This is a genomic window from Frankia sp. AgKG'84/4 (genome assembly GCF_023242965.2).
Lineage (GTDB): Bacteria > Actinomycetota > Actinomycetes > Frankiales > Frankiaceae > Frankia.
Map to the genome: position 1 here is coordinate 1 of NZ_JALKFU020000060.1, position 16,735 is coordinate 16,735.

General features: G+C 72.5%; 15 protein-coding genes. 8 read left to right on the forward strand and 7 right to left on the reverse strand.

Annotation, left to right across the window (positions count from 1 at the left end; all coding sequences use genetic code 11):
• The first annotated feature begins 324 nt into the window (after window positions 1-324).
• From MXD58_RS06705 to MXD58_RS31025, 3 genes are read left to right on the forward strand one after another with little or no spacing between them, the layout of a single operon-like run.
• Window positions 325-1,986 (forward strand): class I adenylate-forming enzyme family protein, encoded by a 1,662-nt coding sequence (locus MXD58_RS06705; RefSeq protein WP_248840326.1) that lies wholly within the window; start codon window positions 325-327, stop codon window positions 1,984-1,986.
• Window positions 1,983-2,627: a TetR/AcrR family transcriptional regulator gene (locus tag MXD58_RS06710; protein WP_248840327.1), complete on the forward strand. Its 645-nt coding sequence runs from the start codon at window positions 1,983-1,985 to the stop codon at window positions 2,625-2,627. The genes MXD58_RS06705 and MXD58_RS06710 overlap by 4 nt, the downstream gene beginning before the upstream one ends.
• A 29-nt stretch (window positions 2,628-2,656) precedes the next feature.
• Window positions 2,657-3,631, forward strand: coding sequence for an acyl-CoA dehydrogenase family protein (locus MXD58_RS31025; protein WP_518477321.1), 975 nt, complete (start codon window positions 2,657-2,659; stop codon window positions 3,629-3,631).
• Here the strand turns inward: MXD58_RS31025 and MXD58_RS06720 are convergent.
• From MXD58_RS06720 to MXD58_RS06745, 6 genes are all read right to left on the reverse strand, one after another.
• Entirely contained in the window at window positions 3,522-4,331 is an 810-nt protein-coding gene (locus MXD58_RS06720; RefSeq protein ID WP_248840328.1) for an enoyl-CoA hydratase-related protein, read from the reverse strand. The genes MXD58_RS31025 and MXD58_RS06720 overlap by 110 nt on opposite strands.
• Window positions 4,282-4,926 (reverse strand): AMP-binding protein, encoded by a 645-nt coding sequence (locus MXD58_RS06725; protein WP_248840329.1) that lies wholly within the window; start codon window positions 4,924-4,926, stop codon window positions 4,282-4,284. Before MXD58_RS06725 ends, MXD58_RS06720 begins: the two co-directional genes overlap by 50 nt.
• Window positions 4,927-4,962: 36 nt before the next feature.
• Complete coding sequence (locus MXD58_RS06730) at window positions 4,963-5,796, reverse strand: SDR family oxidoreductase (RefSeq protein WP_248840330.1); 834 nt, start codon at window positions 5,794-5,796, stop codon at window positions 4,963-4,965.
• A 137-nt stretch (window positions 5,797-5,933) separates the two neighbouring features.
• The gene (locus MXD58_RS30630) at window positions 5,934-8,144 is read right to left on the reverse strand and encodes an acyl-CoA dehydrogenase family protein (RefSeq protein WP_248840331.1); all 2,211 of its coding nucleotides are present in this window, start codon (window positions 8,142-8,144) and stop codon (window positions 5,934-5,936) included.
• Window positions 8,145-8,156: 12 nt separating this feature from the next.
• Complete coding sequence (locus MXD58_RS06740) at window positions 8,157-9,020, reverse strand: amidohydrolase family protein (protein WP_248840332.1); 864 nt, start codon at window positions 9,018-9,020, stop codon at window positions 8,157-8,159.
• Between the two features lie 66 nt (window positions 9,021-9,086).
• Window positions 9,087-10,259 (reverse strand): amidohydrolase family protein, encoded by a 1,173-nt coding sequence (locus MXD58_RS06745; RefSeq protein WP_248840333.1) that lies wholly within the window; start codon window positions 10,257-10,259, stop codon window positions 9,087-9,089.
• Between the two features lie 237 nt (window positions 10,260-10,496).
• On the opposite strand from MXD58_RS06745, the gene MXD58_RS06750 reads away from it, so the two are divergent.
• Window positions 10,497-11,165, forward strand: a complete 669-nt coding sequence (locus MXD58_RS06750; RefSeq protein WP_248840334.1) for a TetR/AcrR family transcriptional regulator — start codon at window positions 10,497-10,499, stop codon at window positions 11,163-11,165.
• Window positions 11,166-11,315: 150 nt separating this feature from the next.
• Window positions 11,316-12,092: an SDR family NAD(P)-dependent oxidoreductase gene (locus tag MXD58_RS06755; RefSeq protein WP_248840335.1), complete on the forward strand. Its 777-nt coding sequence runs from the start codon at window positions 11,316-11,318 to the stop codon at window positions 12,090-12,092.
• Window positions 12,093-12,119: 27 nt separating this feature from the next.
• Here MXD58_RS06755 and MXD58_RS06760 read toward each other — a convergent pair whose 3' ends face one another.
• On the reverse strand, window positions 12,120-13,673 hold the full coding sequence (locus MXD58_RS06760) for an acyl-CoA synthetase (protein ID WP_248840336.1): 1,554 nt from the start codon (window positions 13,671-13,673) through the stop codon (window positions 12,120-12,122).
• Between the two features lie 343 nt (window positions 13,674-14,016).
• Here MXD58_RS06760 and MXD58_RS31640 point away from each other — a divergent pair, with 343 nt between their 5' ends.
• From MXD58_RS31640 to MXD58_RS06775, 3 genes are all read left to right on the forward strand, one after another.
• Window positions 14,017-14,352, forward strand: coding sequence for an enoyl-CoA hydratase-related protein (locus MXD58_RS31640; protein WP_248840337.1), 336 nt, complete (start codon window positions 14,017-14,019; stop codon window positions 14,350-14,352).
• A complete protein-coding gene (locus MXD58_RS31645) occupies window positions 14,286-14,567 on the forward strand; it encodes an enoyl-CoA hydratase-related protein (protein ID WP_248840344.1) in 282 nt (93 codons plus the stop codon). The genes MXD58_RS31640 and MXD58_RS31645 overlap by 67 nt, the downstream gene beginning before the upstream one ends.
• 587 nt (window positions 14,568-15,154) lie before the next feature.
• Window positions 15,155-16,735, forward strand: a 1,581-nt coding sequence (locus MXD58_RS06775) for a HelD family protein (RefSeq protein WP_518477327.1), incomplete at its 3' end; no start/stop codon positions are given.

Consider the following 16,735-nt stretch of genomic DNA (forward strand, 5'->3'; position numbering starts at 1 on the left):
GCGAGCGCCCACGCGCACTGCGCGTCCGGCGCCGCCACCGTCCGCGCCGCGCCCAGACCGTTCGGCGCCGCGCCCGGCAGAGCGATGACGTCGTGGATACCCTGCCATCCGAGCCAGTCACCCAGTCCCATGACACCCCTCCCAGCAAAAGTATGTTATATACAATCCGTCAGGGTCGGGCTGAGCAAGCCAGGCCGTCGCCGGGCAGCGGCCGATGCGCAGCCACGCACCGGCTCCGCGACCGTCTCGTGTCGATGCCTGATCCGGAGGGCGCACATGTTACGTTGGCCCGATCTCGCCCGCGTGCCGGAAAAGGTGCGACCGATGCTCTTCGGCCCTGGCGCGCCGTTCGAGTTCGTCCGCGAGGACGTCCGCGGCGTCGAGATGTCGGTCTTCGCCCGCCGGCCGAAGAACGTGGTCGAGATCCTCCTCGCCGCGCCCGGCGAACACGGTGACCAGCCCTATCTCATCCTGCCCGAGCGCACGATCACGTTCACCGAGGCCGGGGACACCGCGGCCCGGATCGCCACCGTGCTGCGCGAGCGCCATGGCATCGAGCGCGGCGACCGGGTGGCGCTGGCCGGCGCCAACAGCGGCGAGCACGCGCTCACCCTGTGGGCGGTCATCATGCTGGGCGCCGTCGCCGTCGGCCTCAACGGCTGGTGGACGGGCCCGGAGTTCGCCGCCGGCGTCGCGCTGACCGAGCCACGGCTGATCGCGGGCGACTCCCGCCGTCTCGAGCGCCTGTCCAAGGCGGTCGAGGCCGGCCCGCCGACGGTGCTGTTCGACGAGCTCCTCGCCGCGGCGGCGGGCGTGGGCCCCGCCACCGGGCTCCCCGTCGACCTGCCCGAGGACGACCCCGCCGCCGTGCTGTTCACCAGCGGGACGACCGGGGCGGCCAAGGGCGCGCTGATCAGCCACCGGGCGATCGTCAACTTCGGCATGGATGCCGCGATGCGCGGCGCCGTCGAGGTCGCCGCCGGTGCCGCGACCCGGCCGTCCGGCCCGTCGGTCAGCGTGCACGCCAGCCCCTTCTTCCACATCTCCGGTCTCGGCACGCTCATCGGCGTCGGCCCGAAGGCCGGCCTGACGATGGTCTTCGCGCCCCCCGGGCGGTGGGATCCGGCCGCACACCTGTCGCTGTCCGTGAAGTATGGCGTGACGCAGTGGAGTGGCGTGCCCACTCAGATCCTGCGGCTGCTGGAGCATCCCGACTTCGACTCCGCGGCGCTGTCCACCATCCGCAGCATCGGCTGCGGTGGTGCGGCGATGCCCCCCGAGCTGCCGCGCCTGGTCCAGGAGCGGCTGCCCGGCGCGACGGTCAACAACGGTCACGGGATGACCGAGACGTTCGGGCTGGGCACCGCGATCGGTGGGCCCCGCCTGGCCGCGAACCTGGGCAGCGCCGGCGTCCCGACGCCGACCGCCGAGGTGGAGCTGCGCGACCCGGCAGGCACCGAGGTCACCGCCGACGGCGAGATCGGCGAGATCTGGCTGCGCTGCCCGAGCATGTTCCTCGGCTACTGGAACAACCCGGCGGCCACCGCGGCGGTGCTCGACCCGGACGGCTGGTATCGCACCGGCGACTACGGGCGCTTCGACGCCGGCCTGCTGTTCGTCGAGAGCCGGCTGCGCGATATGATCATCCGCGGGGGCGAGAACATCTACCCCATCGAGATCGAGAACCGCCTCGTCGACCATCCCCACATCGCCGAGGCCGCGGTGATCGGCACGCCGCACCGGGAGCTAGGGCAGGAGGTGATGGCCGTGGTGGTGGCACGCGAGGGCGCCACCGTCGAAGCGGCCGCCGTGCGTTCCTGGGTCGCGACCACCCTGGCCGGGTTCAAGGTTCCCGCGCACGTGCGCGTCGTCGACGCCCTGCCGTACAGCGCCTCCGGCAAGGTCCTCAAGCGGGACCTCGAGGTCCGCTTCGCCGCAGCGCCCGCCGCCACGCCGCCCGCCGCCACGCCGCCCGAGCCGCGATGACCGTCGCGCCGTCACGGCAGGCCCGCGCCCGCGAGCAGGCCGCCCTCGCCCGGGAGCGCATGCTCGACGCGGCCGAGGAGGCGTTCGGCCGCAGCGGCTACCGGGAGACCAGTCTGCGTCAGATCGCCGACGCCGCGGGGCTGTCGGTCGGCGCACTCTACCTGCACCTGGACGGCAAGGAGGAGCTGCTGCGCGCGGTGCTCGACCGCCGGTCGGACGTCCTCATGAGAACGATCCGCGCATTCGTCGAGGCGGACGGGCCCGGCATCGACCGGCTGGCCGGGCTGGCCAGCGCGGAGGTCGAGTTCTACCGGACGCACCGGGACTTCGACCTGGTCATGTGGCGGTTGTTCTCCGCCGGCATGACGACGCTGACCCGCCTGAGCGAGGACATCGCGCAGGGCTACACCACGGTCATGCGGCTCGAGGCCGAGCTGGTTCGCCAGGGCCAGCGCGACGGCACCGTGCGGGCCGGTGATGCCGAGGCGCTCGCCCGCCTGCTGGCCGCTCTCGTCGGGGCCTACCGGGCGATCGGGCGGGACGCCCCCACGGTCGCGGGCGCCGCCCAGGACTGCCCGCGGCTCCCCGAAAGCGACTTTACGGACATAGTCCGACGTGCCTTCGCGAGCGACCCCGGCTGAGGCCCGGCCCCCATAATTGGGGAGGTCCGGTGAGTGTCTCGTTCAGTGAGGAACGCGAACAGCTGCGTGTGGTGATGCGCGAGTTCCTGGCCGACGCCGCCCCGGAGGCGGCCGTGCGGTCCAGCATGACCACCGAGACCGGTTGGGATCCAGCCGTCTGGGGTGCCCTCGCCGAGGAGATCGGGGTGCTCGGCCTCGGTATCCCAGAGGAGTTCGGCGGCTCCGGCTACGGCATCGCCGAGATCGCGGTGATCAGTGAGGAGGCCGGCCGGGCGCTGCTGTGCGCGCCCTACCTGGCCATCGTGTCCGCCTCGCAGGCGGTGCTGGCGACGGGTGACCGGGAGGCCGCCGCCGCGCTGCTGCCCGGTGTCGCCGCCGGGTCCACGATCGCCACCCTCGCCGTCACCGAGTCCGACGGCCGGCTCGCACCGGAGTCGGTCAGCACCACGGCGGTGCGTGACGGCGACGGCTGGCGGCTGACCGGCACGAAGATGTTCGTGCTCGACGGAGCCGCGGCCGACCTGATCCTGGTCGCGGCCCGCACCGAGGACGGGATCAGCCTGTTCGCGGTCGACGGAGACGCGCCCGGCCTGCGCCGCACGGCGCTGGCCACGCTGGACCAGACCCGCCGGGCACGCCGGAGGCGGCGGAACTGGCGCTGGTCGCGAGCATCGCCAAGGCATTCTGCTCCGATGCCTACGTGCACGCCGCCGCGGAGAACATCCAGATCCACGGCGGGATCGGGTTCACCTGGGAGCACCCCGCCCACCTGTACTTCAAGCGGGCGAAGAGCTCCCGGGTGCTGTTCGGCGATCCGGCGCACCACCGCGAGCTGGTCGCACAGCTCCTCTGAGCGAACCGGGGCGGGACCGGCTCGGCGCGGGCAGGGGCGGGTCAGCGCGTGGCGCCGGCCCGACCCTCCCGCTTCGCCCGCAGCCGGTCCCGGATCTCGCGCACGTGGTCGGCGAACCCGGGCCGGTCGACCGACCACTGCTGGGCGGTGAGCTCCAGGGCCACGGCATCGTCCTCGCTGGTGATGGCGAGGCTCGCCCGCAGCGTCTGTTTGGCCCGCGCGACAAGGTCGCCCTGGCGCCCGGCGGCGCGTCGCGCCAGGGCGAAGGCGCGCTCGAGCAGCTCCTCGTCGGGCACACAACGCCAGGCCAGCCCGACCCCGGCGGCCTCCTCGCCGGTGAGCCGGTCGCCGAACAGGCCCAGTGCCGCGGCGCCCTGGGCGCCGACCCGGCCGGCCAGCCGCCAGAAGTGCCCGCCGCCCGGGTGGATACCGACGTCGAGGAACCGCGGGTCGAACGATGCCGACGGGGACGCGAGGATGACGTCGCAGGCCAGCGGCAGGTTCACGCCGGCACCGACGGCCGCGCCGCCGACCGCCGCGATGGTGGGGACCGGGGCGTGCGCGAACATGCCGGCGTAGGTCGCGGCGAGCGGAACCCGGGGGCTGATCAGATCGTCAAGGTTGCCGCCCGCGCAGAACACCGGCGGGTCCGCGGCGAGCACGATCGCGCCGGCACCGGCGGCGGTCGCGCTCGCCACGGCCGCGGCGATCGCCGTGCTCATCTCGTAGGACAGCGCGTTGCGGTGCGCCGGGTCGGTCAGCGTGAGCAGCGCGACGCCGTCGCGATGCGCCGCGCCGCGATCAGCTCCAGGGTGTCCCGGGCCCGCCAGCGGGCCTGGATGTGCGTGCACAGCCCGCCCCGCGCAGGTACCAGGGCAGCTTGGTCATGAACCCGACGTGCGCGAACTGGGTCGAGGCCAGGGTTGCCTGGCCCGCCTCGGTGGCCCACCGGCCACCGGTGTCGATCGCGGTCGCGGCGCGTAGTTGGCGCTGCGCGAACATCGCGGCCTTGGGCCGACCGGTCGTGCCGGAGGTGAACACGATGGCGACGGGACGGTCCTGATCGGGGGCGAGCGGCGGCGGTGGCGCCCGGCGCTCGCCGCGGCGGATGTACTCGTCGACGGCGTCGGCCGAGTCCACCACCACCGCCGGGTCGACCAGGTCGACGAGGGCGTCCTGCTCGGCGGGTGCGAGGACCGGGCTGATCCCGGCCGTGACGGCACCGAGTTTCGCGGCGGCCGCGTAGACGAGCACGTAGTGGCTGGTCGAGGCCAGGCGCAGCGCGACGCGGGCGCCCGGGCCGACCCCGTCCCGCGCGAGCGCGGCGGCGAGGGCGTCCGAGCGGCGATCGAGGTCGGCGAAGGTGAGCGTCCCCCCGTCGGGGTCGTGGAAGGCCACCGCCGGGCCGAACCGCTCGGCGGCTTCCCGCACCGTCTGCGCCAGCACAGTCTGTCTCCCGCCGCCCGCCTTCCCCGCCGCTACTCAGCCGGCTTCGCTCGCCCGCGACGCCGGGATGACGCCGGCGTTCTCGCTGCTGTACTCGGCGAGTTCATCGGATGCCATCGGCGGGCTCGCGGGCACCACGGTCAGCTCGTCGATCGAGATCTCGGGATGGGCCAGCACCAGCGCGGTGAGCTCGGAGATCGCCACGCCGACATCCTCGACCCGCATGAAGTCCTTGGTGACCAGACCGGAGGACGCCCACAGCGGCAGGCACGCGGTGAGCACGTCGGCGGAGAAGTCGCGGTAGATGTCGGTCGGCGTCGTGGCGCCGACCGAGAGCCGGGTGAACCGGTGCTCGGGGTGCTCCAGGCGCCAGCCGATGATCGAGTGATCCAGCGCCGCCTTGCTGGCGGCGTAGACACCGAGGCCGTGCGCCGGATTCGCGACGCTCACGGAGGAGAGGTACAGGAACAGGGTGCTGCTGCCACCGAGCGCCTCCACGGCCGCCGCGGTCACCAGCGACGGCGCGGTCACATTGGTGGCGTAGGCGTCGGCCCACAGCGCCGAGTCGGCGTCGCGCAGAAAGCTCAGCGGCGAGTAGCCGATGGGGACGAGGACCGCGTCGAGGCCGCCGAGCTTGTCGATCGCCTCGGCGACGACCCGCTGGCAGTCCTCCTGCTGGCGCAGGTCGGCGGGCAGTGCGAAGCCACCGCCGGCGGCCTCGACCACCTCGTCGAGCTGGGCGGCGCGCCGCCCGACGACCGCGATCCGCCCGCCGCTGCGGGCGACCGCGATCGCGGTCGCCCGCCCGATGCCGGACGAGGCGCCCACGAGGAGGACGCGGCTGCCCTGCAGATCGACCGTGAGAGCCATCAGGTTCCCGTCTGTGTAATGTCGGAGACGTCCACTTCCAGAAGAGTGGACAGGCAGATTGAATAACATATTCATCCACCTGTCACCGACCTCGCGACAGATCGTTTCCTGATGGCCTGCCCGCGCCCCCGCGCCCGTCAGCCGCGGGGCAGCCCGAGGATACGCTCGGCGATCACGTTGAGCTGGATCTCCACCGTGCCACCGCCGATGAGCTGCGGCGGAACGCTGAGGTACCGCTGGACCCGCTGGCCCCCGATGCCATCGGCCACCGCCGCCGCCGGGCCGACCCAGCGCATCGCCCGGTCACCGACCCGGGTCACCAGCTCGCTGGAGGCCACCTTGGCCACGCTCGCCTCCGCGCCCGGGCGCAGGCCCGAAAGGCTGCGCAGGGTGGTGCGCAGGTTCAGCGCGCTGAGCGCGTGCGCCTGCGCGAACGTCGCCCCGATGTCGCGCACCACGTCGGCCGACGCGGCGGCGAGCTGCTCCGACGCGGCGAGCTTGATCAGGTCGGTCGGCATGTGCTGCATGCCGCTGATGCTGACCCGCTCGTTACCGAGGGTGGTGCGGGCCAGCCGCCAGCCCTGGTCGACCTCCCCCACCAGCCGGTTGTCCGGCACGAAGACATCGTTGAAGAACACCTCGTTGAACAGGAAGCCGCCGTTGCCCTCCCGCAGCGGACGGATCTCCAGGCCGGGCGAGCGCATGTCGACGAGGAAGTAGGAGATGCCCTTGTGCTTGGGCACGTCCGGGTTGGTGCGGGCCAGGCAGATGCCCCAGTCCGCCTCGTGCGCGCTGGACGTCCAGACCTTCTGGCCGTTCAGGCGCCAGCCGCCGTCGACCTTCTCCGCCCGGGCCGCCAGCGACGCGAGGTCGGAGCCGGCACCCGGCTCACTGAAAAGCTGGCACCAGACGATCTCGCCGCGCAGCGTCGCCGGGACGAAGAAGTCCTTCTGCTCCTCGGTGCCGTGCGCGAGGACCGTCGGCAGGGCCCAGCCCCCGATGATCAGCCTGGGCTGGTCGACCGGGGAGCGCTCGTACTCGCGCTGGATGACCAGCTGCTCGATCGGGCTCGCGCCCAGCCCGTAGGGCTTCGGGTAGTGCGGCACGACGAGACCCTCGGCGGCCAGACGCTCGCGCCGAGCGTTGCCCTCCGCGGGCAGTTGCGCGATCTGCGCGAGCAGGCCCGCGATGCGCTCGCGGAACGCCGGGTCCGCGGCGGAGAGGTCGACGTCGAAGTCGCGCAGTTCGCCCTGGACGAGCTCCCCGAGGTGACGCTCCCAGCCGGCGACGGGGCCGAGGAGGTTCTCCAGCGTCATCGCCCGACGCCAGTAGAAGTGGGTGTCGTGCTCCCAGGTGTAGCCGATGCCGCCGAGCAGGGTGATCGTCGCGAGCCCCAGCTCGGTCGCGTTCGCCAGGCTCACCGCCGCGGCGCCGGCCGCCGCGATCGCGAGCTGCTCCTCGCCCTCCTCCAGCGCCCGCGCCCCGTCCCAGGCGGCGGCGGTCATGGACTGGGACGCGATGAACATCCGCGCGCACTTGTGCTTGATCGCCTGGAACTTGCCGACGGGCTGGCCGAACTGCTCGCGGACCTTCACGTAGGCGACGCCGGTGTCGACGCACCAGCGAGCGAGCCCGGATGCCTCGGCGGCGAACAGCACCGCCGCGACCGACCGCAGCCGCGCGGTATTCACCGCGACGACCTGCTCCGCCCGCACCGCGAGGTCGGTCACCGTCACGGTGCCGACGGCACGGGTGTGGTCCACCGGCGCGCCGGCGGCCGCCTCGACGGTGCCGGCGGGGGCCGTGGCCACCTCGACGGTGAACCAGATCTCGCCGCCACCGTCGCCATCGGTGGTGGTAGTGGTGGCGCCGAGGAGCAGCACGTCCGCACCCGCGGCGCCGAGCACCGGCAAGGTCGTGCCGCTCACCCGGTAGCCGCCGTCGGCGCCCGCCGTCGCGACCAGGCCCGCGCTGGACAGCGCGGTGGCGCCGGTGGCGCCCTCGGCGAGGCCGGGCAGCAGGGCCTTGCGCTGGTCGTCGTCGCCGTAGCGGGCGATCAGCGAGCTGGTCAGCAGGGACGGCAGCAGCGGCCCGGGCAGCAGGCCGTGGGCCGTCTCCTCGAGCACCACGGCGAGGGCGACCCCGCCGGCGCCGCCGCCGCCGTACTCCTCGGGCAGGTGCAGGGCCGTCAGGCCCTGCTCCACCACCGCCGGCCAGTAGTCGGGGCGGGTACCGGTGACCCACTGCGCGAGCCCCGACCGGATCGCTTCCGACGGCGCGTGGCGAGCCACGAATCCGCGGACCGAGTCGGCGAGTGCCGCGTGGTCGTCGTCAAGACCGATGGACACGTCTGTCTCTCCTCAGGCGTCGAGCTTCAGGACCCGGCGGGCGTTCTCATGCAGGAACTTGGGCCAGACATGGTCACGGAACGGGACGTCCTGCATGTCCTTCATGATCCGTTCCAGGCTCAGGCCCATGGGGAAGTAACCGGCGTAGATGACCTTGTCGGCACCGCGCCGGTTGGCGAACTCGACGATGTCCTTCGGGTAGTACTTCGGCGCGAACGCGGACGTCGAGTAGTACAGGTTCGGCCACTTCAGCAGCAGCTTCACCGCCAGCTCCGTCCACGGCTCACAGCCGTGCCGGGTGACGAACACCAGGTCGGGGAAGTCGAACATGACCTGGTCGATCAGCTCGACGCGCTGCGGCGCGAACGGCAGCCGCGGCCCCGGCACCCCGGCGCACACGAAGATCGGCAGGCCCAGCTCCACGCACTTCGCGTAGATCGGGTACATCTTCTCGTCATTGATCGCGACCTGCGGGAACGTACCGGCGGGGAACACGCCGACCGCCCGCACACCGTACTTCTCGTAGTCCTCGACGAGGCCGCGGACACTGCCCATCACGTCCGAGGGGTTCTCAATCGCGGTGCTCGGCACGAAGCGGTCGGGGAAGGTGGCCAGCGCCGTCGCCGCCGTCTCGCCCTTGCAGCCGATGAGCCCCTTCTCGATGTTGAAGCGGTCCATCTCGTGCAGGGTCACGCTCACCGGGTCGTCGGTGGGCAGTCCGTGCGGGACGCTCTTGAACATGTACTCGACCGGGAACTCGAACGCCTTCGACTCGGCGTCCTTGAGCTGGCGCCGGATGAAGTCGTACTGCGACGAGTCGGGGGTCGGGAACGAGATCATCGTGTCGATGACCGGGGTGCCGAGCGGGAACGCCATGACGCGGGAGGTCCTTCACGTGGAGGTGGCCGGCGCGAGGCCGGGTGGGCGGACGGCGAGCGCGGGTCAGATGCCGATGAGGGCCTTGGCGTTCTCCCCCATCACCTGGGCGACCTCGGCGTCGTCGAACCCGGCCCTCTCCAGGTCCGCGGTGAACGACAGCGGCTCGGCCAGGCCCTCGACGTGCGGCCAGTCCGAACCCATCAGCATCCGGTCCGCGCCGATGAGCTGCTTGAGGTTGGCCAGGTCGTTCTCGTGGAACGGGGCGATCCACACATGCCGGCGGAAAGTCTCCCGCGGGTCCTCTGGCCAGGCCTGCGGGTTCTGGGCGAAGGCCTTCTTCAGCGAGGTGAACAGCGGGGGCACCCAGTCCGAGCCGGTCTCGATCGCGGCGAAACGAAGGCCCGGGTTGCGCGCGATCGTGCCCTGGGCGAGCAGGGCGGCGAAGGTGTCGGCGATCGCTGTCGGCGTGAGCAGGGAGCGCAGCGGCGAGAGCCGAAACGCCTCGGTCTCCGCGCTCTCGCCCCACCAGCCGATCAGCTCGGCGTACACATCGTCGCCGCCGTGGTAGGCGCAGACGATCCGGGACTCGGCCGCCAACGCCCAGAACTCGTCGAAGTCCCGGTCCGCGGGCGAGGTGAGGCCCTTCGCCGTGAGCACCGGGCCGGCCCGCAGCACGAGGACGCGCGCGCCGCGGTCCAGCGCCCAGCGCAGTTCGGCGACGGCCGCCGCCGGATCGGACAACGACAGGTACGGCGCGGCGAAGATCTTGTTCTGGTAGGCGAAGCCCCAGTCCTCGTCGAGCCAGCGGTTGAACGCGCGGAACGCGGCGCGGGCGGCGGGCAGGTCGTCCTTCAGGGCCCGTTCCATGCCGACGCCGAGGGTGGGGAAGAAGAAGGCGCCGTCGAGGCCGAGGGAGTCCATCACGGTGAGCCGGGCGTCGCGGTTCTGGTACTCGTCGCGGGGCGGGGCGAGCTCGCCGAAGAGGTTGACCACCGGGCCGCCGACCTCACCGCGGAAGTACTGCTCCAACGCGCCGGGCCGGGCCAGCGCGGAGAAGGTCGGGTTGGGCAGGAACCGGTTCACCTTCCCGCCGACCAGCAGTCGGGTCCGGCCGTCGACCTGCGCCCACTGCATGGCACGCTTGGTGAACTCCGGCTCGATGTACCGGGTGAAGGCGTCCAGCGCCTCGTAGTAGTGATTGTCCGCGTCGAAGGCACGCAGCCCGTCCACCGCCATGTCCGTACCTCTTCCACGTCACGATCGCCTCGCCGATGTCCCCGCCCGGCGGGCCCACGTGGTCGTCACCCCGCCACAGGCAACGCCGACACGACCGAATCTAGAACCACGTTTCAGTTGGGTCAAGCGGAGCACCTACCGGACGAACGTGCCACCGGCGGCCGATAGCATGGTTCGTCCCGCGCCCACCCGATGCCGCGGCCCACCGGACGGAGGTTCCGTGTCCTCGGAGGTCTCGTGTCCACGGAGGTGACCGGGCCGGGCGCCGAGTCCGGACCGGACGCGCCGCGCCGGCGCGGTCGCCCCCGCGGTCTCACCGCGCGGGTCCGCCGGGACGTCTACGGCGCCGTGCGCACGATCCTCGGCACGGTCGGCTATGAGGCGCTGCGCATCGACGACGTCGCCGCCACCGCCGGCGTGCACAAGACCACGCTCTACCGGCAGTGGGCCAGCAAGGCCGACCTGGTGCGCGACGTGCTCGTCGCGGCGCAGACCGCCGCCCTGCCCCGGCCCGACGCGGGCAGCTGGGACGCGGACCTGACGCAGCTCTGCGACGGCCTGCTCACGGTGTTCAACCATCCCGCCACTCTCGCCCTGCTCAAGACCAGGGTCACCGCGAACGACGAGCTGCTGACCGCGGGGCTCAACGATCTCGGGGCCCACGAGTCCGCCTTCCTCGCGGCGCCGTTCCACCGGGCGGCGGCGCGCGGCGAGATCGACCCGGACGTGGACGTGTCACTGCTCGTCGAATGCCTGATGTCGGTGTTGATCACCCGGGTGTGCGTGACCCGGATGGCGATCGACCAGGATCTCATGGACCGGCTGGCCCACATGATCCGCGCGGCCGCGGGCACAGGCCCGAACGCGGCTCGCCCTCCCGCCGAACGCGACACCCCACAGCATTAACGCACCACTTGATTGCATCAATTGGGTGGTCCGAGTAGCGTTCCGGCGTCGGTGTGGCCGCGTCGCCGCGCACCGCGACCACGTCCCCCGCGCAGCGCGCGCACGGCCGCGGGACATCCGCCGCGGCCCCGGCGAGAGTGAGGTTTCCTGGTGGAGCTGCGAGACACGTCAGCGATGGTCACCGGCGGTGCGTCCGGGCTCGGTGCCGCCACCGCCCGGCTGCTCGCCACCCGGGGTGCCCGCGTGGTGGTGGCGGACCTCGACGACACCAGGGGCGAGTCGCTCGCCAGGGAGATCGGCGGCGTGTTCGCCCACGTCGATGTCACCTCGACGGAGAGCCTCATCGCCGCCACCGAGACGGCCAGGGCACTCGGGCCGATCCGCGCGCTGGTGAACTGCGCCGGCATCGGCTGGGCGGCGCGCACCATCGGTCGCGATGGCACCTACGGCTCCGCCCACGACCTCGAGCAGTTCCGCAAGGTGATCACGATCAACACGATCGGCACGTTCGACGCCATCCGGATCGTGGCGACCGCGATGTCCGCCAACGACCCACTGGCCGACGGCGAGCGCGGCAGCATTCTCAACACCGCGTCGCTGGCCGCGTTCGACGGCCAGATCGGCCAGGCCGCCTATGCCGCGTCGAAGGGCGGCGTCGTCGGGCTCACCCTGCCGGTCGCGCGCGACCTCGCCGTCGTCGGCATCCGGGTGAACACGATCGCGCCGGGTCTGATCGACACTCCGATCTACGGCGACGGCCCGGGCTCGGAGGCGTTCAAGGAGAAGCTCAAGCGGGACGTGCTGTTCCCGAAGCGGCTCGGCACCGCGGACGAGTTCGCCGCCCTCGCCGTCGAGGTGCTGACCAACAGCTACCTCAACGCCGAGGTCATCCGCATCGACGGCGGCGCCCGACTACAGCCGAAGTAGCCCCGGCCACGGCGGGCGCCCCGCGGCTCAGTCCTTGCGGGACGCGAGATAGTCCTCGCGCAGCGCGCCCTTGGCGAGTTTGCCGGTGGGCATCCGCGGCAGTTCGGCGCGGAAACTCACCGTCCGGGGAACCTTGTACCCGGCCAGGCTGGTACGCACGTGGGCGCGCAGCGCCTCGCCGAACTCCGGCGTCGCCTCGACCCCCTCGGCCGGCGCCACGACGGCGTGCACGGACTCGCCCATCTCGACGTCGGGCACGCCGAACACGGCGACGTCGGCGACGTCGGGATGCAGCACCAGCGCCGCCTCGATCTCGGCCGGGTAGATGTTCACGCCGCCGGAGATGATGGTGAAGTTCTTCCGGTCGGTGAGGAACATGAAGCCGTCGGCGTCGAGATACCCCATGTCCCCGGCGGTGGTCCAGGTGGGATGGTCCGGGTGGCGGCTCTCCTTCGTCTTCTTCGGGTCGTTGTGGTACTCGAACGGCTCGCCTTCGCGCTCGAAGTAGATCTGTCCCGCCTCGCCGACGGGGAGCTCCTGGCCGATCTCGTCGCAGATGTGCGGGATGCCGAGGAGCGGGCGGCCGACCGAGCCGGGATGCGCCAGCCAGTCCGCCGAGTTGATCGCGGTCAGGCCGGAGCCCTCGGTCCCGGAGTAGTACTCGTCGATGATCGGGCCGAGCCAGTCGATCATGGCTCGCTTGACCTCGATGGCGCACGGGCCGGCCGCGTGGATGACGCTGACCAGGCTGGACAGGTCGTACTTGAGCCGGATCTGCTCGGGCAGCTTCAGCAGCCGCACCAGCATGGTGGGCACGACCTGGACGTGGGTGACCCGCTCCCGCTCGATCAGGGCGAGCAGGCCCTCGGCGTCGAACTTGTCCATCAGAACGAGCGTGGCGCCGAGCTCCTGCATGCAGGCCGACCACTGCAGGCCCGCCGCGTGGTACAGCGGCGTCGGGCACAGGTAGATCGAGTTCTCGTCCATCCGGAACAGGAAGCGGCCCATCATGGCGATGCCGCCGCTGACGGGCGCGTCGTCGACGTTGGTGCCGCTCAGCGGGCGGCGGATGCCCTTCGGGCGGCCGGTGGTGCCGGAGGAGTAGAGCATGACGTCGCCGCGCGGCTGCTCGGCCAGCGGCTCGGTGCTCTCGGTGGCGATCGCGGCCTCGTAGGACTCGAAGCCCTCCTCGGTGCCGTCCATCATCAGCTTCAGGCCGCAGGCGGCCGGGACGAGCTGGGCGATCTCGGCGGCCAGTTCCCCGAAGCGCTTCGTGGTGATGAGCGCCTTCGCTCCGGAGTCGGTGACCAGGTAGGCGGCCTCGGTCGGGGCGAGGTGCCAGTTCACCGCCGTCAGGTAGAGCCCGGAGCGCAGGGCCGCCCAGACGACCTCCAGGTAGTGCACGTGGTTCTGCGCGATGAACGCGACCGCGTCGCCGGGGCGCAGGCCGTGGGCCCGCAGCAGCCGGGCAAGGCGGATCGAGCGTTCGTCGAGCTCGCGGTAGGTCAGCAGGTCACCGGTCGGGCCCATGATGACGGCGGCCTTCTCGGGCTGGCTGCTCGCGTGAAAGCCGGGGTACATCGTCGGACCTCCCACGTGGATGGACTGCGCGCCGGGCGCGCGAGCCGCGCGCGGGCGGGAGCGAGTGCGACGGCGAGACCCGGTGCCGACCTCGACCATCAGGTCGGCGCCGACGCGCGCCCGCAATGCCGGTGTTCGAACCCTAGCCGGCCACCCGAATTGCCGCAACAAATGCCGCAACATAAGGTTGCCTAAATTCCCGGGCCGCGCTAGCCTCGCGCCCCGTCTCCCGCGAGCGAGACCATCGTCGCGCGCGCGGGACTTCCCCGCCCCCTCGAGCAACGTCCCGCCCGGCCCGGCGCAGCCCACCGGGCCGGGCGCCGGACGGTATGGAGCGACAACGATGTCCCAGGTCCTCGTCGAGCAGGACGGCGCCATCCTGACGGTGACGCTGAACCGCCCCCACCGGCGCAACGCCCTCACCCTCACCTCGTTCCGGTTGCTGGCCGACGTCTGGGCCCAGGCCGACGAGAACCCGGACATCCGCGCGATCGTCGTGACCGGCGCCGGCGGTTCGTTCTGCTCCGGTATGGACCTGCGCGCGCTCGGCGGTGACTCCGACGAGACCTCCCCTACCCCGTCGCCGCCGACCTGCTGCTCACCGGTCGCCACCTGCCCGCCACCGAGGCCTACCAGTTCGGTCTGGTCGGCCAGCTCGTCCCCTCCGGCGAGGCGCTGAAGAAGGCCCTGGAGGTCGCCACCGTGATCGCCGCCAACGGCCCACTGGCCGTCGAGGCGGTGCTCAAGACGCTGCGCGAGACGCTGAGCCTGTCCGAGGAAGAGGCCTTCGCCTACGAGAAGCCGTACGCCGACGCCAACTTCGGCACCGAGGACGCCCAGGAGGGCCCGGCGGCCTTCGCCCAGAAGCGCACGCCGAACTTCAAGCGCCGCTGAGGATCCCCCGCGTTCCCCGGCCGGCCCGCGCCCGCGGCGCCGGCCGGGGACGGGGGCGCCCCGGCCGGAGGCTCGGGCGCGGCCGTTTCGGCCGGTGGGCCGGTCGGAGCCGTCCCGGCCGGGAAAGCAGACGGAGCCGTCCCGGCCGGGAGAGCAGACGGAGCCGTCGCGGCAGAGGGGGCGGGCGGGGCCGGTCGCGGGCCGGGGATCGAGCTGCCTGGTGCGGTCTCGTTCTCCACGGCGCCGAGGATGACCGCATCCGTTCCCGGTGACCTCCGCTTTCGCCGGCATTCGGGTGTACCCGCGCGACGGTCGGCACCGGACGGGTTTTTCGCACCGTCGTCGGTCGCCAGGCCGATGGCCGGTATTCGTCCGACGCGGCCTGGGAATTCCGTGCGAATAGGCGGCCCCGCGCAATTCCGGTTTTCGCCCGCCGTCGGCCGCCGGCGCGCCGCCGCGCTGCTGGGGGCCCTGTCAAGCGGGGCGGCCTTGCCGTGGGGGCTCGACTTCCGGGGCCGCTAGACTTCCCGGAAGGAATGAACACACGACATTGAAAGCGGCGTGACAATAGCAGGGATGTGGCCGGTTTGTCAACAGAGGACATTGGTTTCGAGCAGGCGTACGTCTCCGCTCTCTACGGCCGTCTCGATGGTCTGCGCGGGCGGGCCGCGGCCCGGTTGCGCGGGATTCTCCGGCAGTCGGAGAGCCTGCCGCGGGCCCGTTTCGAGCGGGAGGCGGCCAGCGCCGACTGTGCCGCCACGCTGGCCCGGATCAGGGCCGCGGAGCATGGCCTGTGCTTCGGCCGGCTGGACTTCGACGACGGCGAACGGCGCTACATCGGCCGGATGGGCATCTTCGACGAGGCGGCCGACTACGAGCCCCTGCTGATCGACTGGCGCACTCCCGCCGCCCGGCCCTTCTACGCGGCGACCGGGGCGATGCGTCTCGGTCTGCGCCGGCGCCGGCACATCGTGACCCGCAACCGGGCCGTGACCGGGCTGGAGGACGACGTCTTCGACGTGGCGGGACCGGCCGGCGGGCGGGGCGGGCGCGAACCGGCGGGCGCGTCACCCGATCAGGCCACCCCCGGCGGTGGCCCGGTCGAGCTGGTCGGCGAACCGGCGCTGTTCGCGACCCTCAACGCCGCCCGAACGGGGCGGATGAGCGACATCGTCGCGACGATCCAGACCGAGCAGGACCGGATCATCCGGGCCGACCACCGCGGGATCCTCGTCGTCCAGGGCGGCCCCGGCACCGGCAAGACCGCCGTCGCTCTGCACCGCGCCGCCTACCTGCTCTACACCCACCGTGACCGGCTGGCCCGCAGCGGCGTGCTCGTCGTCGGCCCGCACCGCGCGTTCCTGCGCTACATCGAGAACGTGCTGCCCTCGCTCGGCGAGACCAGCGTGGTCAGCGCGACCGTTGACACGCTCTACCCCGGGGTGACGGTGCGGCGCGCGGAGGACCCGGCGGTGGCCGAGCTCAAGGGGCGGGCGGCGATGGCCGACGTGATCGCCGCCGCCGTGCGCGACCGACAGCGCCTCCCCCGCGGCGGCACGCTGGAGATCCACACCGAGGAGCGGCTGCTCCTGCTGGAGTACGGCACCTGCGCCCGTGCCCGCCAGCTCGCCCGGGAGTCCGGCGAGCTGCACAACGACGCCCGCGCCCTGTTCGTCCGCGCCGTGATCGAAGCGCTGGCCCGCCAGATCGCCGACGGCTACGCCGCCGAGACGATCACCGCGCAGGTGCTCGAGGCCGATCCGGAGGCGCTGGACCTGCTGACCCCGGCCGGTTCCGGCGGGTCCAGCCTGCTCGACGAGGAGGACCTCGCCCAGCTTCGCCGAGAGCTGCGCGCCGACCCGGCGGTGCGCGCGGCGCTCGACGACCTCTGGCCGGTGCTGAGCCCCGACCAGCTCGTCGCCGAGCTCTACGCCGACCCGGGCACGCTCGCCTCGGCGGCGCCGGGCCTGAGCGCGGCCGAACGCCGCCTGCTGCTGCGTCCCCTCGCCGAGGACGACCCGGACCCCGACGACGACCTGCTGCGTGAGCTGCGGGCGATCACCGACGCGGCGGGCGGGGCCCATCGCACGGCGCCGGACGGGACGCCCGCCGCGGGCCTCGACCAGGCCGGCGAGGACGCGGACCTGACCGGCGGGCAGGAGCCGGAC